Origin of the sequence: Streptomyces sp. NBC_01439 (assembly GCF_036227605.1) — a bacterium.
Lineage (GTDB): Bacteria > Actinomycetota > Actinomycetes > Streptomycetales > Streptomycetaceae > Streptomyces.
This window is the reverse complement of the sequence record NZ_CP109487.1, coordinates 259,654-286,598: the sequence shown is the minus strand read 5'-3', so window position 1 is coordinate 286,598 and position 26,945 is coordinate 259,654. Positions and strand designations below refer to the sequence as shown.

The following is a 26,945-nucleotide window of genomic DNA, read 5'->3' as shown; positions in this document are numbered from 1 at the left end:
CTGTCGGGCAGCGGCGCGCGCCACAGGCGGCCGTCACGGGCCCGTTCCGGCCGCTGCCCGAGACCGAGGCTGCTGCAACGCCCTTGACGGAGCGTCCTGTCCGCCTACGTCACGGCGCTCCGAATGCCGAGGGCGATGAGGACCGCTGCCGTGGCCTTGGCGGCAGTTCGCTTGAAGCGGGGTCCGTGCAGGGCGTGTGCGGCGCGCAGGATGAGGAAGGTCCAGGCGGTAAGCCAGACTGCGATCAGCAGCGCGTGGGCGGTGGCCAAGGTGAGGATCTGGCCGCCGAAGGGTTGGCGCGGTGCGATGAACTGGGGGACCAGGGTCAAGTAGATGGCTGCCGCCTTCGGGTTGAGGACGTTGGCGAGCAACGCTTGGGCGTAGACGGAGTCCGACCCCGTCGGCGGGTAGGGGCGGTGGGGGACGGGTGCGGCGTTCGGGGCGGCGGAACGCCAGGTCCATGCGCCGAGGCCGATGAGGTAGACGGCACCGATCAGTTTGACGGCGGTGAAGGCCAGGCTGGAGTGCATGACCAGGGCTGACAGGCCGGCCATGGCGAGGGCGGCGTGGACGTACAGGCCGGTGACCGTGCCGAGGACGACCGGAAGAGCCTGGCGGCGGCCGCTGTCGGTGACGTGTTGGATCAGCAGGGCCAGGCTGGCTCCGGGGGTGGCGATCAGCGGAAGGAGCGCCACCAGGAACCCGGCGACGGCGTAGGGACGGACCACGATGCCTCCCGATCGTGCGAGCGGGGGATCAGAGCACGACGCGGTAGTGGGTGGTCAGGCGCCGGTCGTCGGACAGGACGTGGAACGCGAGGCCGGGCGGCTGGTCGCGGTCCGCGGCCCTGTCGCCCTCCCAGGGCATGCGCAGGGTCCAGGTGATGGCCGGGCCGACGATCAGCGGACGCGCGGCGAAGGTCGAGGCGGCCGCGGTGTGGGCGTGGCCCGTGAGGACGGCGACGACCTGCGGGTGCGCGTCGAGCAAGTCGGCCAGTTGCCCGGGCTCTTCGAGCATGCCGGAGTCGGGCAGGGGGTGATGGAGTTCGACCGGCGGCTGGTGGAAGGCGATCAGTGCCGGGGTGTCCTGCGGCAGCGCGGTGAGGGTGGTGTCGATCCAGGCGAGCGTGTGGGCGTCGAGGCGTCCCTCGTCGCGGCCCGGGATGGTGGAGTCGCACATCAGGATGGTGGTGCCGGCGACGTCGTGGGCCTGGTTGATGGGGCCGTGGTCGGGCGCCCCTCCGAGCAGGGCCTTGCGGTAGGCCGGTCGCGCGTCGTGGTTTCCGGGGCAGGTGAGCACGGGGAAGGGGGCGGACAGGATCTGGACCGCTTCCTCGTACTCGGCCTCCTCGCCGTGATCGGCGATGTCCCCGGTGACCAGGAGCGCGTCAACCGGGTGGGGCAGGGCTCGCAAGTAGTCCATGACGCGGGTGGCGCGTCGGGTCGCCCTCTCGCTGCCGTCCAGGTGCAGGTCGCTGATCTGTGCAAGCAGGGTCATTCCGCAGTCGCCTCCCATGGCGGGCTCAGCCGCCTCCTGTGCTGGGGCAGGCGTCTGAACCCACCCCAGTTCTAACGGAAGTTTCTTGTTTACCGTTAGGGACTTTAGGGTGTGCGCAGGGATGTGATCAAGTGGCTGACGACCGGGCACCGAATGGGAAGGGGATGCCTCGTGGAGCGCTGGCTGGCACTGGAACTGGCGAGCACGATCCGTCACGACGGAGACGGCGGCGTCGCCGACGACCTCGCCACGGTCCAGGGGACGACGCGCTGGATCCACGAGCAGGGGGATCTGCTGGCCGGCCACCTTCCGGTGGGAGGACTCGCAGCGGATGAGGGCCTCAGGCTCGGGATCATCGAACTTCGGCAGGCAGTGCGGGCCCTGTTCGCCCGAGTGGTCAGTCCCGCTCCCCCCAGCCCGGCGGACGCCCATCGCCTGATGACCGTCGACCGGGCAATGGCCCACCTCAATGCGGCTGCCGCGCGGGAACCGGTTGCCCCGCAAATCACCTGGCCCGTGGGAGGAGTCCCTACCGCCCGACTGCTGTCGGCGGAGAACGATCCGCACGTTCGGCTCGTCGCGGCCCTGGCCCGAGCCGCCATCGACTTTCTCAGCGGCCCGCAGCGCACGCAGTTGCGATCCTGCACCGCACCCCGCTGCGTGCGCTACTTCCTCAAGAGCCACGGGCGGCAGGAGTGGTGCAAGCCGTCGTGCGGAAACCGCGCCCGGGCAGCCCGCCACTACAGGCGTCAGCGCACGGTTGTCGACGGCGGTTCCGCACCGTCCTGATCGCTCGGGGAAACCCCGGGGCCGCGCCGAGACGGCCGCGCCGTGGTCGCGGTACCGGGGTCGGGCTCGAGCGGGGCCAGCGGGCGGCGCCATCCGGGTTGCCCTCCACCACCAGGGCTTCCTGCTGCTCTAGGAGGCGACCGAGCGCCCCCCGGGGGTGGTGAGCGGCAGCCGGGCCCGTACCTGCCAGTCGCCCTCGGCGGTGGGCTCGGCCCGGAAGGTGCCGCCGCCCAGGGTGACGCGTTCGCGCAGGTCCTTCAGCCCGTAGCCCGGGCGGGAGGTCAGGCGGGCCGTCCCGTCACTGGTTATCCGCACGGCGGCCTCGTGGGGACGGACGCGCACGTGGACGCTGACGTGGCGGCAGTGGCGGGCGTGCTTGCGGATGTTGGTGAGGGACTCCACCGTCACCCGGTGCAGGATGGCGGCCGCGAGCGCCTCCGCTCCGGTCTCCTCGATGCGTTGCAGAGCGGGCAGGACCATGTCGGGCCGCCTGGCGGCGACCGCCCTGGCGCCCTGTGCCTGCACCACGATGCCCGCCACGTGGTGGGCGAGGTGGTCGTGCAGGTCCCTGGCCAGGTCGATCCGCTGTTCGAGCCGGATGCGGTGTGCGCGCTGCCGCCGGTCCGCCTCCACCATCCGCGCGGTCACGCTCGCCCCCGCCACCAGGACGGTGACCAGGGTGAGGCCGAACGCGACGGCCAGGCTGCCCTCCTGCACGCCGACGGACAGCGGCCGCAGGACGACGGCCGCCGCCAGCAGCAGCGCGACCGGCGCGGCGCAGGCCGCCGGGCCGCGCCGGGCGACGAAGGCCAGCACCACCAGGAGGGCGGCCGGCTCGAACGCCCCGTATGCGGACGAGACGCCGATGGCTGCGTGGCTCACGTGCACGGCCGCGGAGCAGACCAGTGAGACGGTGGCGGCGGCGCCCCCGGCGTAGACGTACGACCAGCCCTCCTTGAACAGGGGCAGGGCGACGAGGACCGCGCCCACGGCGGTGGCCGACAGCGCGAGCCGGCCCTGCGACGCCGGTCCGGTGAACGTTCCGGCGCGTACGTCAGCCCAGGCCGCGGCCGCGAGCGCACAGGCTGCGAGGGACCGCAGCAGGAGCACTGCCCTGCCGGGAACGGCGGGGATGCGCAGGAGAGGAGACCACATAGCGCGCAGATTAGATCATCCACCCACCCGGTCCCTCCGCACCCACGCGCCCGATGGCCGGGTAGTGACGTAGCCTGCGGCGGTCGCGAACCGAGACCCTGTTGAGGGAGGACCGATGTCGATCTTCGCCACCTGGCTGTTGCTCGCCGAGGACGGCGACGAAGGCGCACCGCTGGTCTACCAGGGGTCGCACGTCAATCCCGCGGACGACCACCCGCGTGCGGGCCGGCTGGAGATCGCCGCGGTACCGAATCACTGTCATCCCGGAGTCCGGAACCGGGAGGTGGCTGCCGCAGGCGCCCTGGCGACGGCGGAGGGCCTGCCGGTGGAGTACCTGCGCGTGTCCCTCGCCCAGTCCGCCGGGGCCTGCCCGGACGGCTGACCGGGTCGGGCGACCGTGATCCTCGATCGGGCCCAGGTTGAGCGCCTGCACGACACCCTCGCGGAATGGCTGGGCACGGACGAGCGGTGACCCTGCCGGCACGACGGCTACCGCGAGTGCGTGCTCGGCCCGGCCGCGTTGTGGATCAGTTGTTGGAGCACCTTCAGCGTGGTGACGTAGTCCGCGTCGTCGACGCCCTCGTGGAGGGCGGCACGGATCGCCGGGGCGCCTCGCGCGAGATCGATGCGGGCCCGCTCGCCCTCCTCGGTGAGCCACAGCCGGTCCTCGGGGTCCCGGGTCAGCCAGCCGCGCTCCAGGAGGTCCTCGGCCTCCGCCGCCAGATCGTCCTCGCGCCGGATGTAGGAGGCCATGGCCAACCGCAGCTCGGGCAGGGTCATCCCCTTGCCGTCGGGTGAGATGTCGTTCGCCGACAGATTGCGCAGCAGCCAGAGTTGCGGCTGGGTGTGGCCCTTCTCGGTCATCCGGGCCCGGGTGAACGCGATGAGCGCCTCGTAGGCGATCCCGGTCCAGTAGGCGGCGGGCTGGCCGGCGAGTTCGACGTCGGACATCTGCTGGGTCGTCATGTCATGCCCCTTCACGGTACTTCGGCGCACGGTCTGCATGGCCTGCACGGTGTGCGGGCCGTGCGGAGACCGTATGCCCTCAAGCGTGCTTGAGGGCAAGGGCGGGGCGGGTGCCTCAGGAAGGCGTCGCGGCGTGGTCGGACTCGCTGCGCAGGACGCAGAATTCATTGCCTTCAGGATCGGCGAGAACCGCCCAGCCCGTACCGTCCGGCTCCCGACGGTCAATGACCAGGGTGGCTCCGAGCTTCAACAGCCGCTCGACCTCCTCCTCGCGCGAGGTCGTCGGATTCAGGCACAGGTGGATCCGGTTCTTGACCGTCTTCGCTTCCGGCACCTGGTTGAAGTACAGCACCGGGCCCTCGGCGAGCATCACCAGCGTCTCCTGGTCGCCTGGTTTGGACTGCGGATACACCGGACAACCCGTCACTTCGCTCCAGAACAGAGCCAGTTCATACGCATCCGAACAGTCGATCGCCACGTTCTGCACCACTGAGACCATGAGGCTCACCCTGCCCGACCATCTCTGCATCCGCCACCGAGTTCGCCCTGGTCGGCTAGCCCTGTTTCGTCCAGCGCTGCGACGCCTCCCCGCCGCACGTCTTCGTCACGAGACCGCTGCTCATGCCCAGGTCGAGACAGCCCCCGCTGAAGTCGTTGCGGAGGCTGCCGCCCGACCCCGTCCGCCACAACCGGGCGGTGCCCTGGGAGCAGTCGCCGACGAAGACGGCCTGGCCGAGCATGTTGGCGTACAGGCAGCCCCCGCCCTGCTGGTTGACGAGTTTGAAGCTGCCGTCCGGACTGCTCTGGACGGTCCACCGGGCGCTCGCGTCCGCGCAGTCGCCGGAGTCCGAAGCGCCGAAGACCTGCGTGATGCACTGGCTGTTGTTGCCGTTGCGGAAGCGGTAGGTGCCGGAAGCGGGAGGCGCCGGGGGCGGCGGGGTCGTGGGCGCCGTGGACGTCCCGCCGCTGCCGCCGGCCCCGCCGGTGCCGCCGGGGCGCATACTGCCCGATCCGCCCCCGTTCGCCGGGTTGTCGGAGTTCCCGGCGCTGCTCGAACCGGGCTGGGTACCGCCGCCGGGGAGGGGCCCGGGGCCGGTTCCGGAACCGGGGCCGCCTGCGCCCCCGGCGGCCGCGGCCGCTCCCGGTTCCTGGGCGGGCGGTTGCGCCGGCGACGCCGTACCCGACGGGCTGGCGCCCGCTGTTCCTGCTGGTCCCGCGGCGGTCGTCGATGCCGTCGGGTCGACCGGCGCCGTGACCGGGGCGGACGGTGAGTTCCCGGCTCCGGCCCGCGGCGCGGAGGCGTACGGCAGGTGCTGAAGGGCGAGGGTCGTACAGCCCGCGACCACGACGACCGGCACGACGGCGAGCAGGACGCGGGTGCGGCGGCGGGGCGCGGTCCGTTCCGGCCGGGCCGTGACCGGGGGAGCGGGGATCGCCGGAGCCGGGTCCTTCTCGGGCTCCGACTCGGGTTCCGGCTCAGGTTCGGGGTGCTCACCGGTGAGCGGGACGGTGGGTACGTCGGCCTCCGGTGCGTTCGCTGCGAAGGCGGCCCGCTCGGTCAGGCGCTCGGTGACGGCCCCCGGCCACAGCGGGGCGGCGAACGGGCCGTGCAGGCGGGCACGTTCGAGGAGTTCGGCGGCGGTGGGACGTCCCTCGGGATCCTTGTCGAGGCAGGCCGCGACGAGCTCGGCGAGGTTTGGCTCCAACTCCCGCAACGGCTCCAGATCGGGCTCCTCGTGGACGATCCGGTACAGCACTCCGTGCCCCGACTCGTCGCCGAACGGCGGCTGACCGCACGCCGCGTACGCGAGTACGGAGCCCAGCGCGAACACATCGGTGGCGCCGCTCAACTGCTTTCGACCCCGAGCCGGCCCGCCAGCGGGATCGACCCGATGCGGCGCGGATCCCCCGCCTCCAGCGGCTCGGCCCCGCTCCCCGTCAGCTCCAACACGTCAGCCAGCCCCACTCGAAATTGGAGAAGTTTCCAGGAATCTAACCCTGATGATCCTGGGAGGGCAATGCGAAGCGAGGGAAGCCGAGTTGATGCCCCTCTTGCCCCGTGTGCCCACCCCGCAATGCGACATCAGCCCCCTTGTGTCCCGGCGGGATCGGCCCGGCGGGCGCGGACGCCGCACCCGCGAGCAGCCGCAGGTGGCGCCCCGCGGTCGGCAGGCCCGTTGGCCCCGGACCCGGCCGGGCGCACCGCGCGACGACCGGGCCCCGTCAGTGGGATAATCCAGTCGGGGAGAGAGATGTGACGCACTCGGATCGAGAAGCTCGGGCGACTCTAAAGGAGGAGCGTGGTGAGCACCCCCGCCGCTCGCATCGCTGACCTGCTGGAGGACGTACCGACGGCCTCGAACCCGCCCGCTCGGTTTCCCGCTCCGGCCCCCGACCGACCGCCGCGCACCGATGGTCCAACTCTCAACATCACCGTGATCTGGGGCGACATCGCGCAGATCGCGGCCGATCTGCACGTCACGGGTCACTACCAGTCGGTAGTGCCCGCGGCCGCGGAACTCGCACTCGACCGGGCCATCTCCGTCGAACCCCGCCGCACCATCACCGAGCACACCAAGCTCGGCTGGGTCGAAGCCCAGTTGGGCGAAGTCACGTACTTCCCCTGCAAGGAGGGCTCCGTGCGCTGCGCGGCCGTCGTCGGCATGGGACCGATGGGCACCCTGACGGAGCGCCGCGCCGTCCAGCTGTACGCCTCCCTGCTCGGCGAAGCGCTCGGGCTCGGCCACGTCGGGACCATGGCCACCGTGCTCATCGGTTCGGGCACGGGCAATCTGACCGTCAAACAGGCGGCCCGCGCCATCGTCCGGGGATTCGCCGACGCCCTGGCGCCGCTGGGCCCGCCGGCACCGCCGCCCCGGCTCACCGACGTACTCCTCATGGAGGTCGACAGGCTGCGCGCGGAGCAGCTCCACCTCGCGCTCACGGACTCCGCAGCGAAGCTCCCGCAGGTACGGATCGTCCCCGGACTGCGCGAGGAGAGCGGCGGCGAACTGTTCGGGCCCTCCGCCGCGGTGTACGCCCTGTCGGCGCTGACCAAGCTCGCCGGGCCGACGGGCGCGGCCGCCCGTGACGGCAGTGACGGCACCCCGGGCGGCCCCGGCCCGCCCGCCGGGGCGGACGTCCTGCACACCGTGCTCGCCGGCTTCGACGCCGACATCCAGGAGAAGATCCGCGAGCAGCTGGCGGACCTGGCCTCGGTGGAACGCACCGAGCTGTCCCTGACCGTCCGCAGGCCGGCGGAGGGCCAGGACGACGCCGTGCCCGTCCGGATGTCCGTCCAGTCCGGAGTCGGCGGCCTGCGCTGGGCGGCGCTGACCGGGCGGGCCACCGTACCGGAACGGCTGGTACCGGTGGACATGGACCTGCTGCGGGAACTCGTGGACCGGCTGACGGAACCGAGCGTCAAGGACGCGAGCGAACTGCCCGACCTGCTGTCCCGGTTCGTGGTGCCGCCGGACTTCCAGCGGCTGCTCACCGACGACTCCACGGTGCTGCTGGAACTGGACCGGGACACGGCCTCCGTCCCCTGGGAGTTCCTGGCCGAGATCCAGCAGGCGGGCGTGGACAAGCGCGATCCCCTCGCGATCCGCACCCAGCTGTCCAGGCAACTGCGCACGACCTATTCGCGGGTGATGACCGAGGGCCTGGCGGACGGACCGCTGCGCGCTCTGGTGATCGGCGACCCGGGAGACCCGGAGAAGGGCTTCCACCTGCCGGGAGCCCGCCAGGAGGCCCTCGCGGTGGCCTCCCGGCTCAAGGAGCTCGGGGCCAAGGTCAGCCTCTTCGTCGGCGCGGCGAACGCGCTGCGCCAGCCGGGCGTCGATCCCGCCCGGCGCCTGGACGTGCTGCGGGTGCTGCTGTGCGGGGGCAACCACATCGTGCACTACTGCGGGCACAGCGCCTTCGACCTCTCCGGTACCGGACGGCGCTCGGGCTGGGTCTTCGCGGACGGCCTGCTGACCGCCCAGGAACTCGCCCTGCTCGAACGCCCGCCACTGATCGTCGTCGCCAATGCCTGTTACACGGCCCGACTCGGCGCCGCCGCCGTCCCGGGCGCCCCGCCCGGAGCGCCCGGTCTCGCCGGCCGCACCCCCTGGGGGAACCCGCAGGCCGCGCTCGTGCCGAGTCTCGCCGACGAGTTCCTGCGCATGGGGGTGGGGCACTACATCGGGGCGGCCTGGCGGATCCCCGACGACCAGGGGATCTCCTTCGCCGACCAGTTCTACACGCACCTGTTCCAGGGCGGGTCCGGTGAGGCGACCCCGACGGTGGGCGGCGCCGTCCGCGCGGCGCGCAGGCGCCTCTACGGGCTGCGCGCCGCGGGGCAGCCGGAGCAGGGTCCCGCCGGCCCGGGCGGTCCGAACGGCCCGCAGGGCCCGGACGTCACGCCGAGCGGGCAGCGCTGGAGTTCCTGGGCCGCCTACCAGCACTACGGGGACGCGGCCGATCCGTTCGTGCGACCAGGGGGCAGCTAGGAGGTCCGCTCATGGCCAAGATGCCGATGGCCGATGTCGTCGTACTGCTCCCCGGTATCGGAGGGAGCGTGCTGACCAGGAACGGCAAGGACGTGTGGGCGCCCTCCGCCTCGGCGGTACTGGGTGCGCTGGCGAGCCTGGGCGGCTCGCTGGAGTCCCTGGAGCTCGGTGCGGACGACTGGCTCGTGGACGATCTCGGCGACGGCGTCGCCGCCGACCGCCTGGTGCCCGATCTGCACACCCTGCCCGGACTGTGGAAGATCGACGGATACACGGCGATGGAGAAGTTCCTGCTGGCTCGGTTCGACCTGCAGAAGGGCCGGAACTACTTCCCCTTCCCGTACGACTGGCGGCGCGACAACCGGGCCGCCGCCCGCAGGCTCGCCGAGCAGAGTGCCACCTGGCTGCGGGACTGGCGCGGGGCGAGCGGCAATTCCGCGGCCCAGCTCGTCCTGATCGGGCACTCGATGGGCGGGCTCGTCTCCCGCTACTTCGTCGAGGTGCTGGGCGGCTGGAAGGACACCCGGGCCATCGTCACCTTCGGGACCCCCTATTACGGCTCGCTCAACGCCGTCGAGTTCCTGTGCAACGGCTTCCACAAGCGGTTCGGTCCGTTCGAGAAGGACCTCACGCGCCTCCTGCGCTCCTTCCCCGCCCTCCACCAGCTCGTACCCGTCTACAAGTGCGTGTACGGGCCGGACGGCGAGGCGGCCACCCCGACCAAGGCCGGGCTGCCCGGCTGGCAACCGCAGTGGAGTAGCCACCTCACCGACTTCTTCGACGAGATGGAGAAGGCGGCCACCGAAAACCGGAAGGAATCCGCCTGGGAGTCCAACCAGGTGGTCTACCACCCCATCGTCGGCATGGACCAGCCCACCCGACAGTCGGCCCGGCTCATCGACCACAAGGTCGAGACGCTGATGCTCCGCGGGGACGCGGACGAGGGGGGCGACGGCACGGTGCCCAAACTCTCCGCAGCCCTCTCCGGCACCGAGGACGCCCGTACCTTCGTCCCGCAGAAGCACGGGAGCCTGCAGAACCAGGACGCGATGCTCGACCACCTCGGCGGCATCCTCCAGTCCCTGCATGACGTACGCATCGACGACCTGCGCGCCGCCGTGACCTCGTGGTTCAGCTACCTCGGTGACGACCTCTACCTCGCCGACGAACCCGTCGTCTGCGAGGTCGGGGCCATCAGCGCGCTCAGCGAGGACGCACTCCCCGAGGTGCCGGCGCGACTCTCCGTGACCGTCCGGACCACCGGCCGGTCGGTGGTCGCCCGCGACCTCACGGTGGCGCGGCGGCGGCAGCGGGTCGACATCGGCGTGCTGCCCGCCGGCACGTACGACCTGCTGATCAGTGCCGGCGCCGACACGGCCCCGCTGTCCGACGTCTTCGTCGTCGCCGGACCGGACGGCACGGACGGCACCCGCGTGACGGGGGGCTGAGGCCCCCGCTCCCGGCGGGCCTCCGCCGGCACAAGAATCGTGACAACGATTACATTCATCCCCAAATCGAGCATTCGGCAGGGATCATTATTTCCCGTAATTGTCGTATATGGCTGCCTTGCGGCCCGCGCCACCTGAGGGACCGGTGGGCGCCACGGGAGAGATATGGGACGCGTGCGCAGCTGGACGGTCAACCGACGGATCGCTTTGCCGGTGACGGCGGGAGCAGCCGTCGTGCTCGCGCTGGGCGGTCTCTACGGAACCGCCCTTGCGGTCGGCGGCGACATCGACCAGGGCACCCGGGTCCTGGGGGTGGACCTCGGCGGCATGAGCCGGGCCGAGGCGCGCCGGGCCCTGACCCGGGAGCTCGGGCCCGCCGCCGCGGCGCCGATCGCGGTGAAGATCGGCGACCGGGTGGAGAAGGCCGACCCCGCCGCGTTCGGGTTCTCCCTCGACACCGAGGCGACCGTCGACCGCGCCGTACGGACCGGCTACGGCCCGGGCTCCGTCATCGGCAGCCTCTTCGCCTCGGGCAGCCACGACGTGGCGCCCGTGATCAGGATGAACGAGCAGACCGCCCGTGCCGCGGTGGACCGTCTCGGCGAGACCACAGAGCAGCACGTCCGCGACGGGGCGATCGCGTTCGAGGAGGGCGCGGCGAAGGCCGTCACCCCGCTCCCCGGCGTCTCCCTCGTCGAGGGCGAGGCCCTCGGCACCCTCCGCGACGCCTACCTGCGTCCGCACACGGGCCCCGTCGTGCTCCCGGTCGCCCGCACCGAGCCCCGCGTCGGCGCCGAGGAGACCGGACGGGCCATGCGGCAGTTCGCCGAGCCCGCGATGTCCGGGCCCGTCACGCTCACCGTCGCCGGTCGGCGCATGTCCATAACCCCCGCCGTCCTCGGCGAGCACCTGAAGATGAAGGCCGACGGGCAGGGCCGCCTCGCACCCGCCCTCGACTCCAAGGGCCTGCTCGCGGACCCGGCCGTGGCGCCCACGATCGACGAGGTCACCCGTACGCCGCGCAACGCCGTGCCCGGCCTCGCTGCGGACGGCCGCGTCGTGATCGCCGACCAGGGTCGTACGGGACGACAGGTCACCCAGGAAGCGCTCGGCCGGGCCGTGCTGCCGCTGCTGACCCGCACCGGCCCGGCCCGCAGCGGTGAGGTCGCCACGGTGGCGGTCCAGCCGGAGCTCAGCGCCGACGACGCGCGGCGCCTCGGGATCAAGGAGAAAGTCTCCTCCTTCACCGTGGAATTCCCGGCCGCCCCGTACCGCACCACCAACATCGGCCGCGCCGTGGAGCTCATCAACGGCTCCGTCGTCATGCCGGGGCAGGAGTGGAGCTTCAACCGCACGGTCGGTGAGCGCACCCCCGAGAACGGCTTCGTCGACGGGATCATGATCAACGACGGCCAGTTCGTGAAATCGCCCGGCGGCGGTGTCTCGGCGGTCGCCACCACCATGTACAACGCCGCGTTCTTCGCGGGCGTCAAGCCCGTCGAGCACGGCGCGCACTCCTTCTACATCGAGCGCTACCCCGAGGGCCGGGAAGCCACCGTGGCCTGGGGCACCCTCGACCTGCGCTGGATCAACGACTCCGGCCACCCGCTCTACATCCAGGCCCGGTCCACCGACACCTCGCTGACGATCTCCTTCCTCGGTACGAAGAAGTACGACGAGATACGTGCGACCAAGGGCCCGCGCACCAACATCACGCCGCCCGGCAAGCGGACCGGCAGCGGTGAGACCTGCGAGGTCCAGACGCCCCTGGAAGGCTTCGACGTCACCGTCGGCCGGACCTTCGTCCAGGGCGGCAAGGAAGTCAAGCACGAGGACTACAAGACCCACTACACGCCGCGCGACGAGGTCACCTGCACCCCGGAGGGTGCGCCGCAGGCCTCGCCCGGGGCCACCCCGGGCGCCACCCCGGGAGCCACTCCGCAGGCCCCGGGGCCCTCGCAGACCCCGCCCCCCGCCGCCGTGAACGGCGTCCGGACCGAGGCCCAGCAGCACGCCGACTGAACGTCACCGGGGGACCAGGTGTGACAATCCGGACGCTTACCGTGCATGTCGGGGGCCGCGGACGCCCGGAAGTGCTACAACTGGGTTCGTGACCATTCCTCGCCACCCGTGCCGGGCACGTCGGTGCGGTCACCTCTAGGCAACCGGAACAAGAGCGTCGCCGGACAGGTATTCGTCCTCCAGGTGGCGATCGTGGTGTTGCTCGCGGCCGGGGCCCTGCTGGCCCTGGTCCTCCAGTCGAGGCACGACACCGAACGCGAGGCGCGCAACCGGTCGGTGTCCGTGGCCCAGACCTTCGCCCACTCCCTGGGCCTCCAGGACACCCTGAAGACGTCCGACCCGTCCAAGACGCTCCAACCCCTCGCCGAGACCACGCGCAAGGCCGCCGGGGTGGACTTCATCGTGGTGATGGACACCAACGGCATCCGGTACAGCCATCCCCAGCCGGACCGCATCGGGAAACGATTCGTCGGCACCATCGAGCCCTCGCTGAAGGGCCAGGTCCACACCGAGAGCGTCGACGGCCCGCTCGGCAAGGAGATCCAGGCGGTGGTGCCGGTCACCGGCCCCGACGGCAAGGTCAACGCGCTGGTCTCGGCGGGCCTCACGGTCAAGAACGTCACCGGCGTCGTCGACCGTCAGCTCCCGGTCATCCTCCTGGCCATCGCCACCGGCCTGGCCCTGGCCACCGTGGGGACCGCGCTCATCAGCAGACGCCTGCGCCGCCAGACCCACGGGCTCGGCACGCAGGAGATGACCCGCATGTACGAGCACCACGACGCGGTGCTCCACGCCGTGCGCGAAGGGGTGCTGATCACTGACGGCGAGGGCCGGCTCCTGCTCGCGAACGACGAGGCCAAACGCCTGCTCGGACTCCCGGAGGACGCCGACGGACGCCTCATCGCCGACGTGCCGGGCCTGGACCGCCGGATGTCCGACCTGCTGCTCTCCGGCCGCGAGGCCACCGACGAGGTCCTGGAGAGCGGGGACCGGCTGCTCGTCGTCAACCAGCGGCCCACCCACCCCCGCGGCCGCCCGGAAGGCGCCGCCATCACCATCCGCGACTCCACCGAGATGCAGGTCCTGACCAGTCGGGCGGAGACGGCCCGCAGGCGCCTCAAACTGCTGTACGACGCGGGCGGCGACATCGGCACCAGCCTGGACGTGGTGCGCACGGCCGAGGAACTCGCCGCCGTGGCCGTCCCCCGCTTCGCGGACTTCGTCACCGTCGACCTGGCGGACCAGGTCATCGACGGCGAGGAGCCCCGCGCCGGCTCCGACATGCGGCGCACCGCGGTCTACGGCATCCGCTCCGACCATCCCCTCTACCCGGTCGGCAGGCTGATCGACTTCCTGCCCTCCACCCCCCAGGCGCGCGGCTACGGCACTGGCCGGGCCGAGCTGGTGCCCCACCTGGCCGACGCGCCGGGCTGGCAGGCACAGGATCCGCCGCGCGCCCAGGCCATCGTGGACTACGGCATCCACTCCCTCATCGCGGCCCCGCTCATGGCCCGGGGCGCCGTACTCGGCGTGGTCAACTTCTGGCGGTCGGAGAAGCAGGAGCCCTTCGACGAGGACGAGCTGTCCCTGGCCGAGGAACTCGTCGCCCGCGCCGCGGTCAGCATGGACAACGCCCGCCGCTACACCCGGGAACACGCCCTCGCCGTGACCCTCCAGCGCAGCCTGCTGCCGCGCGCCCTGCCCGAGCAGAGCGCCATGGACGTGGCGCACTTCTACCTGCCCGCACAGTCCGGGGTCGGCGGCGACTGGTTCGACGTGATCCCCCTCGCCGGCTGCCGCGTCGCGCTGGTCGTCGGCGACGTCGTCGGGCACGGCCTGCACGCCGCCGCCACCATGGGGCGCCTGCGCACGGCCGTGCACAACTTCTCCTCCCTCGACCTGCCGCCCGACGAGATCCTGGCCCGCCTGGACGACCTCGTACAGCGCATCGACCACGACGGGGAGGGTGACGACGTGAACGGCGGCGTACTGGGCGCGACCTGCCTGTACGCCGTCTACGACCCCGTGTCCCAGCGCTGCACGATGGCGCGGGCCGGCCACCTGCCACCCCTGGTGGTCGCCCCCGACGGCACGACGGAGATCGTGGAGCTGCCGGCCGGACCCCCACTGGGGCTGGGCGGCATGCCCTTCGAAACCGCGGAGCTGGACCTCGCGGAAGGCAGCCAGCTCGTCCTCTACACGGACGGGCTGATCGAGGAACGGACCCGGGACATCAGCGAGGGACTCGAACTGCTGCGCGCGGCCCTCAGCCACCCCGACCGGGACCCGCACGAGAGCTGCCGGGCCGTGCTCGACATGCTGCTGCCGCCCCGGCCCACCGACGACGTGGCCCTGCTCATCGCCCGGACCCGGACGCTCGGCCCGGACCGGGTTGCCCAGTGGGAGGTACCGTTCCAGCCGAGCGCCGTGGGCGCCATGCGCAACGCCGCGGCGAAGAAACTCGACGAGTGGGGCCTCACGGACCTCGGCTTCGCCACGGAACTGATCCTCAGCGAGCTGATCACCAACGCCCTGCGGCACGGCAGCGCACCCGTACGGGTACGCCTGCTCCACGACCACAACCTGACCTGCGAGGTGTGGGACGGCAGCAGTACCGCCCCCCACCTGCGCTACGCCGCCACCACGGACGAGGGCGGACGCGGCCTGTTCCTGGTCGCGCAGCTCAGCGAACACTGGGGCACCCGGTACACGCCCGAGGGCAAGGTCATCTGGGCGGAGCTGGCCCTGCCGGGCGCCGCGGGGGGCACCGAGGCCGCCCTCGCGGCCTTCCTGGACGCGGACCCGATCTGACGTCACGAGCACGTGCTCCACGACCGCGTCCGGCGCCCGGTCAGGGCGCCGTGCCCGGGACGCCGCCGGGTTCCGCGAGCATGTCGTCGACGATCTGCATCCGGGTCTCCGGCAGACGCTCCGCGATCGCCCCCACCATCATCGCGACCCCTTGCGGGTCGGCCGCCGCACAGCGTGCGCGCGCCTCCTCGTCGGGCCAGCGGGCATACGCCACCCAGGTACCGTCGTCCGCCCGGTGCAGCCGGGACCCGTAACTGCCGCACTGCGCGCGGATGGCCGCGGTCACCCGGTGCCAGCCGTCGGTGAACTGCTGCTCCATGCCCGGCCGGAGCCGCCACCGGTAGATCACGGCGAACACGACTGGATACCTCCCGCATCAGGATGTGGATCTTCCCCGCCACCCTAAGGGGAGTCCCGCAGACCCCGCCGAGCATGCGCAGGACAAACCCGGGGACCTCCGCGGACGCGCTCGCTACCATCACCTGGTGCACCCCGAACCCCGCCCCTGGACCCCGTATCCGAAGATCCCCGCGAACACCCGGCTGGGAGAGGCCCGCGGGCGGAACTGGGTGGCCCACGAGAAGATCCACGGCGCCAACTTCGCCGTCGTGTGCGACGCGTCGGGCGCGCACCCCGCCAAGCGGCGCGAACTCCTGGCGGACGGCGGGCTGGACGACTTCTTCGGGGTCGGTCGGATCTGGCCCGCGCTGGCGGTCGCCGCGACCCGCTGCGCGCAGCGCCTGCGCGAGGACGCCGGAGCCCCGGCCTCCGCGGTCGTCACCGTCTACGGCGAACTCGCCGGCGGCCGATACCCCCACCCCGATGTAACCGCCACGCCGGCGGCGGAGCCCGTCCAGACCGGCGTCTGGTACGCGCCCGAACTCCTCTGGCTCCCCTTCGACGCCACCGTCACCGACGACGACGGCCCGTACTGGGTCGGGGACCGGACGCTGCGCGCGGCGGCCGACGAGGCGGGTCTGCTCTGCGTCCCGTTGCTCGCCGAAGGCCCGCTCGGGCGCCTCCAGGAGCTGCCGGCGGTCTTCCCCACCCGGCTGCCCGCACTGCTGGGTCTGCCCGCGCTGCCCGACAACCTCGCCGAGGGCCTCGTCGTCAAACCCGCCGACGGATCCCGCGAGCCCGGGCGGCCCATGGCCAAGTTCAAGCAGCCAGCCTTCGCCGAGGACGAGCGGTTCGACGGCTCGCGCCCCTACCGGGCGCCCGCCGAAGGTGCGGCAGGAGTTCCCGGCTGGCTGCTCGCCCACGGCACCGGCCTGCTCACCCCGGCCCGGGCCGCTTCAGCCGTGAGCAAGTTGGGCCCGCGCACCCCGCCGGGCGACCTGGCCGCCGAGATCGCCCGGGACGCCACCGAGGAGGTGGCGCAGGCGCTGGGCGGCCTGGACGGGACGACGCACCGCGCACTGGAGGAATCCCTGCACGCGGGAGCGCTGACCCTGGCCCGCTTCGACGCCGCCGACCGCCGCGCCTGACACCAGCGGAGCGGGGACGGTCGCCGGATTCCTCCGGCGCAGGCGGCACTGTGCATACTGCTGCCATGAAGCCCCAGCTCGGCGCGCGCATCCACCTGATGATCACCTTCGTGTTGGTGACGTGCGGCGCGGTCGCCGGAGCCTGCCTCGGCCTGCTCCTGTCCGGCCGGCTGATGGCCGTGGTCTTCGCGGCCGTGGCCGGTCTCGGCGCCGGGCTGGGATCGTTCTTCTCCCGCCGGCAGGTCCTCGCCCTCTTCCAGCCCGAGGACCGGGACGCCCCGGCCGACGGCTACGCCGAGGGCCTCGCCGACGCCGCGCTCGTCTGCATCGCGACCTACCAGGCCGCCGTCTTTCCGCTCACCCCCGACGGGGTGAGCGAGGCCGAGCGGGAGGCCCGCCGCACGATGGCCTACCGCATCTCCGCCTACGAGGGCCTGCCGTACCCGGTGCGGAACTCCGCGGCCGCCGCCCTCGAAGCCATCGACCACGGCGCGGACCCGGGGCGGGCGGAGACCGCCATGAAGGCGCTCTGCCTCACCATCTACGACCACCGCCGCGGCCGCTGACCCGGCGCGCACCGCGGCCCTCCGGTGTGCTCAACTCATTGTGTGATCGGCTGGTCGGCAACGGTTGGGCCTCGGTCCGGCCGCCGGCAGTGGCCTGATGCGGATCATGGCGTTGTCCGGTTATGGAATCTGACGGGATGCTGTTCGCTCGGGCGCCGCTCGACGGTGTCGTCTGGCTCGACACACTGGTCCACGATCCGGCCTGCCGGTCGTGTCCGCGCCTGCGGAGGCCGGGAGAGGAATCGGAGGAGGCCGACGCCGACGCGGACCCTGACGGGATCCCGGTGCTGGCGGGCCGGGCCCGGAACTGGATGGTCGCCGCGTCCGCGGTCACGGTCGTCTCGGCCGTACTGACCGTGGTGGCGAACTGACGGCCCACCCGGCCGCCCCCGCGGTACCGGGTGCGCTCGGGCTCATCCGCCCTGATGGAGGGTGAGCGTCCAGGTCCGGTAGCCGTACTTGCCGGGCTGGTCGGGATGCTGTTCGGTGATGGTCGCCGTGATGTCGTCGCCGGCGCGGTGGAGCGAGCCGTGGTAGCGCCACGCTTCCTCGGGATCGATGGCCTGCAGCTCGGCGAGGACCGTGTCCTCCAGCCGGCGGCCGACGGCGCGCAACACTCCGGCGTCGAGGACCAGGACGGTGCCGTCCGTGAGGACGAGCGGCTCCGGGGTCTGCGGGTCGCAGAGCGACGGCCCGCGTTCCACGGTGCCACCGGGCAGCAGCCGGACCACCCGGCTGCTGGTGGGGATGTTGCGGTCGGTCTCGACGACGCGGATGCCGGTCCCGACGACGTAGTGCCCGTAGCTGCGCCAGGAGTCGTACAGGGTGCCGTCGCGGTCGTACGCCCAGGTGTCGAAGGCGTCGTAGCCCTCCAGGCCGAGTACGAACCGGCCGCCGCCCAGGGCCGCGCCGCGTGCTCCCCGCAGTTCGGCGACCCGGCTGCCGTCCGCGAGGTCGAGCAGCGCGGCCGGGCCGAGGTTGCCCCAGGCCGTGTACGCGAGGGAGTCCGTTGTGACCAGGACCCGGCCGCCGGAGATGTGGGCGGCGTTGGGCACGCCGGAGCAGGACGCGGTCCAGCGGGTGCGGCCCGAGCCGTCGATACAGCTGATCTTCCCGGGCGTGCCGTGGATCCGCAGGTCCTGCCGTCGGGCGAGCGGCCGACCCGCAGGACGGGAGGGGCCACCCGGCGGTAGACCGGCCCCGCGCCCCCGCGCCCGCACCGTGACCCGCCACGCGCCGGACCGGCCGTTCTCCTGCGATATCCCCATGACCCAGATGCTAAGGGCGGCACGGCACGGCACGGCACGGACCGGCCCCGGCCGCAACCGTGGTCGATCCGACGACGCGCCGTCACCAAGCTGTGAAGCTTCTACGGGACGCTGGTGCTCAGCCAGAGACCGGCCCAGCCCGGCGCGTTCCGCGCATTCCCCAGGGGGTCCACCATCATGAGCACCGTACGCAAGGCCGCCATCGCCCTCGCCGCCGTATCCGCACTGGCCCTGACGGCCTGTGGCCCCACCGAGGACGGCGCGGCGGGCGGGTCCGGGACGCCGAGCGCGAGCCCGACGGCCGGCCCCAGCGGGAGCGCGACCGCCGTCCCGAGCGCGAGTCCGTCGAAGTCCGCGGCGCCGAAGAAGACCGCGACGCCGTCGAAGCCGCCGAAGTCGGGCTCGACCGACCCCGACTTCGACGTCTTCCCGTGCAGCACGTTCGACGTGACGTTCACCGCGACCCTGGCCGAGCCCACGACCAGCAGCTACCTGCTGAAGATCACCAACAAGGGGACCACGGCGTGCAGGGCGCTCGGGCACCCGGTCGTCACCTTCGGCGACCTGGACGGCCAGGCCACGGAACGGGGCGCGGCCCCCGGCATCGAGGACGCGCTCCGGCTGGAACCGGGCCAGTCGGCCTACGCCGGGCTCATGGGCGGCGCGAAGGACGGCAAGGGCAAGACCGTCAACTCCATCGCGCTGACGATGAGCACCGAGTCCGACCTGAAGCAGACGCCGCTGAAGGCGTCCACCCCCGGCCTGTACGTCTCGCCCGACAAGAACTCCGTGACCGCCTGGATGAACAACGCGGAGGACGCGCTGAGCCTCTAGTGCTGTGGCCGGCCCGCCGGCCCGCCGGCGCGGGGTGACGGTCCGCCGCACGTTCACCGCAGGTCCGCCCTCATCCAGTCGGCCGAGCAACGCAGGCCGGCCGCGCCCCGCCGGGTCAGGCTGTGGACAAGGACCGTCACCACCGCACAGACGAGGACCGAGCCCATGTCCCACAGCCGACGTATCAGCACCATCGTGGGCGTCGCAGCACTGCTGTTGACGGCCAGCGCCTGCTCGGGCCTGGGCCGGAGCACCGTCGGCGTGCTGACCTTCCGCGGACACGACTCGCCGGTCGAGCTGAGCTACTCCAACACGCTGGTCGTCGGCTGCCACAAGATCGGCATCCCGAAGGGGGCCACGCACGTCGAGAACAACACCCTCGTCGACATCGTCCTGTACCGGACACCGGACTGCCAGAAGACCGACAAGGCCGACGGGATCTACGTGGCCACCACCCTCTCGAACGTCACGGCCCCCGTGAGCCTGCCCTGGCGCAGCTTCAGCGTCATCCACTGACCCTGCGCCCTCCTGCCCGCCGCTTGCGGGCGGGCGGGCCCTGTTCCATAGTCCAAGGTATGGATGAGCGCGAGGCGGCGCTCCGACAGGCGCACGGCCACGCCGTCCGCTGGCTGTCCAGTCTGTCCGACCGCCCGGTTCCCGCCCGCGCCTCGGTCGACGAGATCGTGCGCGCGCTCGGCGCCGAGCTGCCCGACGCGCCCAGCGCGCCCGCCGATGTCGTCGACCTCCTGGCCACGGCCTGTGAGCCGGGGCTCACCGCCTTCCCCAGCGGCCGCTTCTACGGGTTCGTGATCGGCGGTACCGAGCCGGCCGCTCTCGCGGCGGACTGGTTGGTCAGCGCCTGGGACCAGAACTGCGTGATGCGCGCGGTCTCGCCCGCGTACACGGCGGCGGAGGAGATCGCCGGCGCCTGGCTGCTCGACCTGCTCGGTCTCCCACCCGACAGCGCCGTCGGCTTCACCACGGGCGCCACCATGGCGAACTTCACCTGCCTCGCCGCCGGGCGCGACACGGTGCTGCGGCGCACCGGCTGGAACGTGGCCCACGACGGACTCGTCGGCGGGCCGCCCGTGCGCGTGGTCGCGGGCCGGGACCGCCACATGTCCATCGACCTGGCCCTGCGCTACCTCGGGCTCGGCCGGCCCGAGCTCGTCGAGGCCGACGAGCAAGGACGCATCGACCCCGAGGCCCTGCGCCGCGCCCTGCTGGCCCGCGGTCCCGGTGTCGCCCCCGGTCCCCGCCCCACCCTCGTGATCCTCCAAGCCGGCGACATCCACTCCGGCGCCTTCGACCCCTTCGCCGAGACGATCCGAGCCGCTCGCGAGGCCGACGCGTGGGTGCACGTGGACGGCGCCTTCGGCCTGTGGGCGGCCGCCTCCCCGGCCCACGCACACCTCACCGACGGCTGCGCACAGGCGGACTCCTGGGCCACGGACGCCCACAAGACCCTGAACGTCCCCTACGACTGCGGCCTCGCCGTCGTCCGTGACCCCTCCGCCCTCCGGTCGGCGATGGGCGAGCGCGGCGACTACCTCATCCAGCACGAACACGGCGACCCCGTCGACAAGGTCCCCGAACTCTCCCGCCGCGGACGCGCCTTCACCGTATGGGCCGTCCTCAGATCCCTCGGCCGCTCGGGAGTGGTCGACCTCGTCGACCGGCTGTGCCGGCACGCCCGCGCCTTCGCCACCGGCATCTCCGCGATCGAGGGTGCGACCGTCCTCAACGACGTGGTCTTCACCCAGGTCTGCGCCGAGTTCGGCGACGACGAACGCACCGACCGGGTACTGGCCCGACTCCTCGACGAGGGCGCGGCCTGGATCAGCGGCTCCACCTGGCACGGCCGCCGCGTCATGCGCATCTCGGTGAGCAACTGGTCGACGACCGAGGAGGACGTCACGCGCACGCTCGACGCGATCCGCCGCGCGTCCGACGGGACATGAGGACGGGTCACGGCTCCTCGCCCCTGCCGGTCGCGATGTCGCGTGCGACGTTGACCACCTTCGGCGGTCGCCTCGATCGCGCCGAGCACGGCCGCCGCCCCCGGATCGGTCCGGTGCCGGCTGGCCGTGGCGTCCAGGAACTCCTTTTCGGTGAGGCCGGGGCCCGTGTCGAGGTCGGCCACGGTGGAGACGTAGGCGTCCCGGAGCCGCTCGTACCAGGCGTCGAGGTAAGGGGCGCTCCTGGTACGGACGTACGCCGCCAGGGGGCGGACCGCGAGGCCCAGTTCCACCGCGTAGGCGAGGGTCGGGGTGGTGTACCAGGCCGGGCCCGTCGGGGGCCGCCCGTGCGGTGTGAACGGGGAGGGCAGGCGCCCGCCGAGTGCGGTGCGGGACAGGTCCACGAGCCAACTGCCGGGAAGTGACTTGTCGAAGTCCGGCCGTTCGACGTTCACGGGGGCGTCGAGCCCGAGGCTGAGCCGACTCGCCGCCGCAGCCGGTGCCAGGTTCACCCCGATGCCGACCACGTGGGACGCGCGGGGCTCGGCGTCGGTCGGCGGACGCGACCAGGAGCGCGCCTCCTCCATCAGCACCTGGGCAGGGGTGCGCCGGTGGAAGGGCGGGTACAGACCCGCGAGCACGGGGTGCCCGTCCGGGGCCTCGCACGGCGCGCAGTCCACCGCATCCGTGAGGGCCGCGGGGTTGGGAGCGGACACCCACGCCCCGGTCCGTTTGTCCCTCACCGAACGGTTCGGTGAGCGCAGCGCGGTCATCATGGACAGCCCCGTGGTCCCCGGAGGGCCGTGCGGGGTGATGTCGCGCTCGGCGGGGCGGTACAGCCGGGCCCAGGGGCCGAAGCCGGTCCGGGTCGGCTGCCAGCCCGCCCGCCGAAGCCGGGCCAGGACCCCGTGGCCCTCCGGAAGGGCCTCCCGGGAGCCGCCGCCGGAACTGCGCGGGAGCCCGAACCGTTCGGCGCCGGCCCGGGTGAGGGCGAGCAGCGGATCGGCCTCCCTGCCGTGGCGGTGCAGCCGAGGCGCGCCGAGCCCCGCCCGGGTCAGCGTCCATTCCAGGAGCTCGTCGAGCGTCGTTGCCGGGGAGTGCAGCACGCGGCCGCCGGCGCAGTGGGCACGTACCGTGCCGCCCTCGGCGTCGACGACGGCCAGCGGCCCGTTCTCGAAGGGCAGCGGCACCGCGGTGGCCGGTCCGGCCGCCCGGTTGCGCAGACGGATCCGGGTGGCGACGGCGTTCTGGGCGAACTGCTGTGGTTCGGTGCTGCCGCGCCGGGACATCCTGCGCCGGACGTCGCCCCCGCCAGGCCCCTGTAACAGCAGTCCAACACCGTCACCCGGTGCCGTGCCCGGTACCCGGCCTGCCGCACCACGTCGCGCAACGTCCGGTACTGCAGCGTCCCGATCTGCGGGTGGTCCGCATCCGCCTCGGCCAGTGCCAAGTACAGCTTCTTGTCGCGGTCGCGCAGCCCGTGGCCGGCGAAGTAGACGAGGAGCGTCTCCGTGGCCTCCAGGGCGGCGTCCCGCACCGCGCCCAGTATCCGGGAGACGGAGGCGTCCGTCCCCAGCAGCGTCACGTGCGCGGCGGGCAGGCCCCAGACCGACGGGTCCCGCAGCAGCTCGGCGAAGCGTCGTGCCCCCGCGGCGGCCGCGGGCAGCGGCTCCAGGTCCGGGTGGGCGTAGCCGTCGACCCCGATCAGTACGGCCCGGCTGGCGGTCGGGTCAGGAACCGGCACCGGGGGATTCCTGCGGCGCGTCGGGCGAGGGAACCGGGTCGGCCTGTCCGCCCGCCAGGGCGCGGGCGACGCGGGCCGCGTCCTGCGCCGTACCGTCCTCGATGACGACACGGACACCGTCGTACTCGACCACCAGCCGCGCGTCCGAGCGCAGCCGGGGCGGCAGCGAGGCGCGGAACGTCCGGTGCGCGTACACCAGCGCGGTGGCGGAGAACCGGACGAGACCGCGAGATTGATCCCCTGGTTCCCCCGCTCCCCGGCACGTCCAAACTGCCCGTGCCGACAACGGCACGGGCCGCCCTCACCCTACTCGGTGCGGATCTTGGTCAATGCGCGGTCCGGTCCCACCGTCGCCGAGGGTGACAGGAGTCGGGCCGTCGGGGCGGACGGTGATGCTGTACGCCGCTCCCGTGGGGACGGACCGGAAGACCGGCGCGTGGGCGGGCAGCAGGAGTTCGAGCAGGGCGACCGACTCCCGCAGGGCGAACTGCTGGCCGAGGCAGGCACGGGGGCCGATGCCGAACGGCAGGTAGGCGCCGGGCCGGGAGGGACGGGCGCCGGGAACGGTGAAGCGCCGGGGGTCGAAGTGCTCGGGATCCGGCCACAGTTCGGGATCCCGGTGGGTGAGGTAGGGGCAGACCAGCAGGTCCGTGCCCGCCTCGACGCGGTAGCCCGCCAGGACGTCGTCCTCGGCGGCGTGCCGGGGCAGGATCCACGCGGACGGGTAGAGCCGGAGGGTCTCGCTGACCAGTGCCTGGATCGCCTCGCGCCGCTCCGCCGAGCCCTCGAGGCCGGCTGCGAGGGCCCACCCGCGGGCCGCGGGATGGCGGTCGAGGAGCAGGTACAGCCAGGTCAGCGTGGTAGCGGTGGTTTCGTGGCCGGCCACCAGCAGGGTGACGAGCTCGTCGCGCACCAGCCGGTCGGTGTACTCGGGGCGCTCGGCCGATGCGTCGACCAGCACCTGGAGCAGCCCCGGCCCGTCGGGCCCCGGGGCGCCGTTCCGGGCCGCGGCCACCGCTCGCCGGGCCACCTCGTCGATCCTGGCCAGGTCGTCGGCGACGGCGTCCCGGGCGTCCACCCGGTCGGCCGGCAGGCTCGGCAGCGCGGCCACCACGGTGGCCACTGACGTCAGTTCGTGCGCCGTGGTGTCGTCGAGCGGGTGCCCGGTGAGCGCCCGCCAGATCGTGTCCAGGGCGAAGCGACGCATTTCCTCGCCGAGGTCGAAGGTCCGCCCGGTGCGCGCGTGGTCGGCCCACCGGCCGGCCGTGGTCCGGGCCGCCCCGTCGATCCGCTCCTCGTAGCGGCGCATCCCCTTCCCGGTGAACTGCGACTGCAGCAGTTTCCGTTGGCGCTTCCAAGCCTCGCCGGTCGCGGCGAGCACCCCGTCGCCGATGAGCAGGCGGGCCCGGTGGGAGCGCTTGACGTACTGGTCGGGGTGCAGCGCGAGGACGTGCTGCACGGCCTCGGGCCCGGTGACCAGGACGGTGGGCTGCGGCCCGAGACGGAACGCGGCGACTCCGCCGAGCCGTTCCCGCACCAGCCCCAGCAGGTCGACCAGTTCACCCGTGTGGGTGCGCCACCGCTCCACACAGCCCGCGTCGGCCTCGGGGAGCGGTCGCCCGGTTCCGGACCGCTGCGCGAGGGGCGGTCCACTACTGGCGTCGATGGCCACGGCTCTTCTCCTGTCCGGCTGTCGGGACGGCGCCCGAGGGTGCGTCGGCATCACGGACTGTACGGGGACGGGCGTGTGCGGTGACAGCGGCGGAGGGCCGATGGCCCGAATCACCCGAGTGGCTGGGGGGCGGGCCCGCCGATGCGGGCCGCGAGGAGGGCGATGTCGTCGTCGGCCGAGGCGGGCACCAGATGGGCGATGAGGGAGTCGCACAGGTGGTCGAGGGACTGCTGGGGTGCGGCGAGCAGGCCGGTGAGTTCGGCCAGGCGTTCGTCGATGTCACGGCGGCGCGCCTCGATGAGGCCGTCGGTGAAGAGGACCAGGGTGCTGCCGGGAGGAAGGGCGATGTCGGTGGTGGTGAAGGAGATGCCGCCGACGCCCAGCGGGACGCCCGGCGGGGTCTTGACGAGGTAGACGGTTCCGTCGGGCTGGACCACGGCCGGGGGCGGGTGGCCGGCGCGGGTGACCGTGCAGTGGCCGGTGGCTGGGTCGCAGACCACGTAGAGGAAGGTCGCGAGCATCGGGTCGGACAGGTCGGCGAGGGCGGCTTCGAGCTGGTGCAGCAGGGCCGTGGGAGGCATGTCGAGGCGGCCGAGGGCGCGGACGGTCGCGGAGAGCCGTCCCATCACGGCGGCGGCAGCGATGCCGTGGCCCATGACGTCGCCGATGAGGAGCGCGGCCCGGCCCCCGCTGAGGGGCAGGACGTCGTACCAGTCACCGCCCACCTCGTTGACGTCGCTGGCCGGCAGGTAGCGGTGGGCGATCTCGATGCCGGGCGGCGGGGTGACGTGCTGGGGGAGCATGCTCCGCTGCAGGACCACCGCGGTCTCGTGCTCGTGGTGGTAGAGCCGCGCGTTGTCGATGCTGATGGCCGCGCGGGCCGACAGCTCACTGGCGAGGGTGACGTCGTCGGACCCGAAGGGGCCGGTGTGTCCGGTGCGGTAGAAGGTGGCGACGCCGAGGACCATGTCGCGGGCGATGAGCGGGGTCATCATGAACGAGTGCACGCCCAGCTCGAGGAGCTGGGCCGGCTTGGGGGTGTGTCGGGCCGCGGGGGCGACGGCCCGGTCGTCGAGCTGGGCGATCAGGAACGGCTGACGGGCCGCGAGGGCTTGGGTGTAGGGGGCGTTCGAGGGGAAGATGAGGGTCCGCCCCAGGGGCGCCAAGGTCTGCGTGACGCCGGAACCGGTCAGCGGCGCCTTGCCCAGCCGGCGCAGGGCGACGCCCCCGGCCAGTCCCGTGCCGGGCTCGATGCCGCGGGCGAGGGAATCCAGGACGTCGACCGTGACGGCGCTCGCGAGGTGCGGGACGGCGAGGTCGGCGAGCTCCTGCGCCGTGCGCTCCAGGTCGAGGCTGGCGCCGATGCGGGAGCTCGCCTCGCTGAGCAGGGCGAGGCGGCGGCGGCCCGCCTCCGCCTCGGTGTGGTCCCGCTGCTGCATGGTGATGTCGAGGAGCGAGGCGATGACGCCGATCGGCCGGCCGCCGGGATCCTCCACGCGCACGTACGAGCACGACCACACGTGGTCGTGGTCCGGGTCGGCGGGGGTCCGGCCGATTCGGCGCCGGTCGAGGACCGGCTCACCCGTGTCCAGGACCTGGCGCATCGCCCCCTCCATCTCGTCGGCGTTCACCTCCGGCAGCAACTCGGCCAGCCGCCGCCCCACATGGGCGGACTCCGCGAGCCCGTTCATCGCTTCGAGGGCCGGGTTGACCTGGAGGAACCGCAGCTGCGTGTCGAGGACCCCGATCCCGACCGGAGAACGGGCGAACAGCCCGTCCCAGACGGCCGACGAACCTCGGATCCGGCGGGCCGCGTGGGCGTCCGCGGCGAAGACCAGCACGGCCGAGGCGCCGTGGCGGCGGTCCGGAACGGGGCAGGCCCAGATCTCCAGCTCCAACGGATGACCCTGGCGGTGCCAGGCGGTGACCGTACCCATCACCCCGCGCCCGGTGGCGGCCGTCTCCCACAGGGACCGGCCCAGGCTGCGATCGGCTCCCGGATGCAGGAGATCGGAGATGTGCCGCCCCAGCACCTCGGGCGGGGCGTAGCCGAGGAGCTGCTGGGCGCCGTGGTTCCAGCGCACGATCATCCCGTCGTTGCTGGTGGCCACGAGTGCGACCGGCAGGGCACCCAGCCATCCTCCGGCGTCCTGGGCGGCGCTGCTGACCAGATCGTCGAGCGGCATCTCCTCATGCATCCTGCACCCGCTCCTCCGGGGCGGCCCCGGCCTC

General features: G+C 72.8%; 24 protein-coding genes. 12 read left to right on the top strand and 12 right to left on the bottom strand.

Going from position 1 to position 26,945, the window contains the following annotated elements; all coding sequences use genetic code 11:
• Nucleotides 1-104: 104 nt before the first annotated feature.
• On the bottom strand, nt 105-728 hold the full coding sequence (locus OG207_RS01405; RefSeq protein WP_329095069.1) for a LysE family translocator: 624 nt from the start codon (nt 726-728) through the stop codon (nt 105-107).
• Between the two features lie 28 nt (nt 729-756).
• Complete coding sequence (locus OG207_RS01400; protein ID WP_329095068.1) at nt 757-1,497, bottom strand: metallophosphoesterase; 741 nt, start codon at nt 1,495-1,497, stop codon at nt 757-759.
• A 171-nt stretch (nt 1,498-1,668) separates the two neighbouring features.
• On the opposite strand from OG207_RS01400, the gene OG207_RS01395 reads away from it, so the two are divergent.
• Nucleotides 1,669-2,286 carry a CGNR zinc finger domain-containing protein gene (locus OG207_RS01395; protein WP_329095066.1) on the top strand — a complete coding sequence of 206 codons (618 nt, stop codon included), beginning with the start codon at nt 1,669-1,671 and terminating at the stop codon, nt 2,284-2,286.
• A gap of 129 nt (nt 2,287-2,415) precedes the next feature.
• Here OG207_RS01395 and OG207_RS01390 read toward each other — a convergent pair whose 3' ends face one another.
• On the bottom strand, nt 2,416-3,441 hold the full coding sequence (locus OG207_RS01390; RefSeq protein WP_329095064.1) for a sensor histidine kinase: 1,026 nt from the start codon (nt 3,439-3,441) through the stop codon (nt 2,416-2,418).
• Between the two features lie 115 nt (nt 3,442-3,556).
• On the opposite strand from OG207_RS01390, the gene OG207_RS01385 reads away from it, so the two are divergent.
• Nucleotides 3,557-3,823, top strand: a complete 267-nt coding sequence (locus OG207_RS01385; RefSeq protein WP_329095062.1) for a hypothetical protein — start codon at nt 3,557-3,559, stop codon at nt 3,821-3,823.
• Nucleotides 3,824-3,930: 107 nt separating this feature from the next.
• Here OG207_RS01385 and OG207_RS01380 read toward each other — a convergent pair whose 3' ends face one another.
• The 3 genes from OG207_RS01380 to OG207_RS01370 form a co-directional block, all read right to left on the bottom strand.
• On the bottom strand, nt 3,931-4,407 hold the full coding sequence (locus OG207_RS01380) for a MarR family transcriptional regulator (RefSeq protein WP_329095060.1): 477 nt from the start codon (nt 4,405-4,407) through the stop codon (nt 3,931-3,933).
• A 115-nt stretch (nt 4,408-4,522) separates the two neighbouring features.
• Nucleotides 4,523-4,906, bottom strand: a complete 384-nt coding sequence (locus tag OG207_RS01375) for a VOC family protein (protein ID WP_329095058.1) — start codon at nt 4,904-4,906, stop codon at nt 4,523-4,525.
• Nucleotides 4,907-4,961: 55 nt separating this feature from the next.
• Nucleotides 4,962-6,257, bottom strand: a complete 1,296-nt coding sequence (locus tag OG207_RS01370; RefSeq protein ID WP_329095057.1) for a protein kinase domain-containing protein — start codon at nt 6,255-6,257, stop codon at nt 4,962-4,964.
• 453 nt (nt 6,258-6,710) lie between these two features.
• Here OG207_RS01370 and OG207_RS01365 point away from each other — a divergent pair, with 453 nt between their 5' ends.
• From OG207_RS01365 to OG207_RS01350, 4 genes are all read left to right on the top strand, one after another.
• Nucleotides 6,711-8,903, top strand: coding sequence for a CHAT domain-containing protein (locus OG207_RS01365; RefSeq protein WP_329095056.1), 2,193 nt, complete (start codon nt 6,711-6,713; stop codon nt 8,901-8,903).
• Between the two features lie 11 nt (nt 8,904-8,914).
• Nucleotides 8,915-10,351, top strand: a complete 1,437-nt coding sequence (locus tag OG207_RS01360) for a lipase/acyltransferase domain-containing protein (RefSeq protein ID WP_329095054.1) — start codon at nt 8,915-8,917, stop codon at nt 10,349-10,351.
• Nucleotides 10,352-10,564: 213 nt separating this feature from the next.
• Nucleotides 10,565-12,373: a VanW family protein gene (locus OG207_RS01355; protein ID WP_329095052.1), complete on the top strand. Its 1,809-nt coding sequence runs from the start codon at nt 10,565-10,567 to the stop codon at nt 12,371-12,373.
• 123 nt (nt 12,374-12,496) lie between these two features.
• Nucleotides 12,497-15,184, top strand: coding sequence for a SpoIIE family protein phosphatase (locus OG207_RS01350; protein ID WP_329095050.1), 2,688 nt, complete (start codon nt 12,497-12,499; stop codon nt 15,182-15,184).
• Between the two features lie 40 nt (nt 15,185-15,224).
• On the opposite strand, the gene OG207_RS01345 is transcribed toward OG207_RS01350, so the two are convergent.
• The gene (locus OG207_RS01345; RefSeq protein WP_329095048.1) at nt 15,225-15,542 is read right to left on the bottom strand and encodes an antibiotic biosynthesis monooxygenase family protein; all 318 of its coding nucleotides are present in this window, start codon (nt 15,540-15,542) and stop codon (nt 15,225-15,227) included.
• A 127-nt stretch (nt 15,543-15,669) separates the two neighbouring features.
• Here OG207_RS01345 and OG207_RS01340 point away from each other — a divergent pair, with 127 nt between their 5' ends.
• From OG207_RS01340 to OG207_RS01330, 3 genes are all read left to right on the top strand, one after another.
• Nucleotides 15,670-16,671 carry an RNA ligase family protein gene (locus tag OG207_RS01340; protein WP_329095047.1) on the top strand — a complete coding sequence of 334 codons (1,002 nt, stop codon included), beginning with the start codon at nt 15,670-15,672 and terminating at the stop codon, nt 16,669-16,671.
• Nucleotides 16,672-16,736: 65 nt separating this feature from the next.
• Complete coding sequence (locus OG207_RS01335) at nt 16,737-17,237, top strand: hypothetical protein (RefSeq protein ID WP_329095045.1); 501 nt, start codon at nt 16,737-16,739, stop codon at nt 17,235-17,237.
• A 137-nt stretch (nt 17,238-17,374) separates the two neighbouring features.
• The gene (locus OG207_RS01330; protein ID WP_329095043.1) at nt 17,375-17,608 is read left to right on the top strand and encodes a hypothetical protein; all 234 of its coding nucleotides are present in this window, start codon (nt 17,375-17,377) and stop codon (nt 17,606-17,608) included.
• 42 nt (nt 17,609-17,650) lie between these two features.
• On the opposite strand, the gene OG207_RS01325 is transcribed toward OG207_RS01330, so the two are convergent.
• The gene (locus OG207_RS01325; protein WP_329095042.1) at nt 17,651-18,505 is read right to left on the bottom strand and encodes a hypothetical protein; all 855 of its coding nucleotides are present in this window, start codon (nt 18,503-18,505) and stop codon (nt 17,651-17,653) included.
• A gap of 177 nt (nt 18,506-18,682) precedes the next feature.
• Here OG207_RS01325 and OG207_RS01320 point away from each other — a divergent pair, with 177 nt between their 5' ends.
• The 3 genes from OG207_RS01320 (at nt 18,683) to OG207_RS01310 (ending at nt 21,300) form a co-directional block, all read left to right on the top strand.
• Nucleotides 18,683-19,339, top strand: coding sequence for a DUF4232 domain-containing protein (locus OG207_RS01320; protein ID WP_329095040.1), 657 nt, complete (start codon nt 18,683-18,685; stop codon nt 19,337-19,339).
• A gap of 165 nt (nt 19,340-19,504) precedes the next feature.
• Nucleotides 19,505-19,855, top strand: coding sequence for a hypothetical protein (locus OG207_RS01315; protein WP_329095038.1), 351 nt, complete (start codon nt 19,505-19,507; stop codon nt 19,853-19,855).
• Nucleotides 19,856-19,914: 59 nt separating this feature from the next.
• On the top strand, nt 19,915-21,300 hold the full coding sequence (locus OG207_RS01310) for a pyridoxal phosphate-dependent decarboxylase family protein (RefSeq protein WP_329095035.1): 1,386 nt from the start codon (nt 19,915-19,917) through the stop codon (nt 21,298-21,300).
• Between the two features lie 1,051 nt (nt 21,301-22,351).
• Here OG207_RS01310 and OG207_RS01305 read toward each other — a convergent pair.
• The 4 genes from OG207_RS01305 to OG207_RS01290 all read right to left on the bottom strand — a co-directional run bounded on the left by OG207_RS01305 (nt 22,352) and on the right by OG207_RS01290 (nt 26,911).
• Nucleotides 22,352-23,041, bottom strand: a complete 690-nt coding sequence (locus tag OG207_RS01305; protein ID WP_329095033.1) for a caspase, EACC1-associated type — start codon at nt 23,039-23,041, stop codon at nt 22,352-22,354.
• Nucleotides 23,028-23,237 carry a hypothetical protein gene (locus tag OG207_RS01300; protein WP_329095031.1) on the bottom strand — a complete coding sequence of 70 codons (210 nt, stop codon included), beginning with the start codon at nt 23,235-23,237 and terminating at the stop codon, nt 23,028-23,030. Before OG207_RS01300 ends, OG207_RS01305 begins: the two co-directional genes overlap by 14 nt.
• A 105-nt stretch (nt 23,238-23,342) precedes the next feature.
• Nucleotides 23,343-24,707, bottom strand: coding sequence for a cytochrome P450 (locus tag OG207_RS01295; protein WP_443072855.1), 1,365 nt, complete (start codon nt 24,705-24,707; stop codon nt 23,343-23,345).
• A 116-nt stretch (nt 24,708-24,823) separates the two neighbouring features.
• The gene (locus OG207_RS01290) at nt 24,824-26,911 is read right to left on the bottom strand and encodes a SpoIIE family protein phosphatase (protein ID WP_329095027.1); all 2,088 of its coding nucleotides are present in this window, start codon (nt 26,909-26,911) and stop codon (nt 24,824-24,826) included.
• Nucleotides 26,912-26,945: the final 34 nt, after the last annotated feature.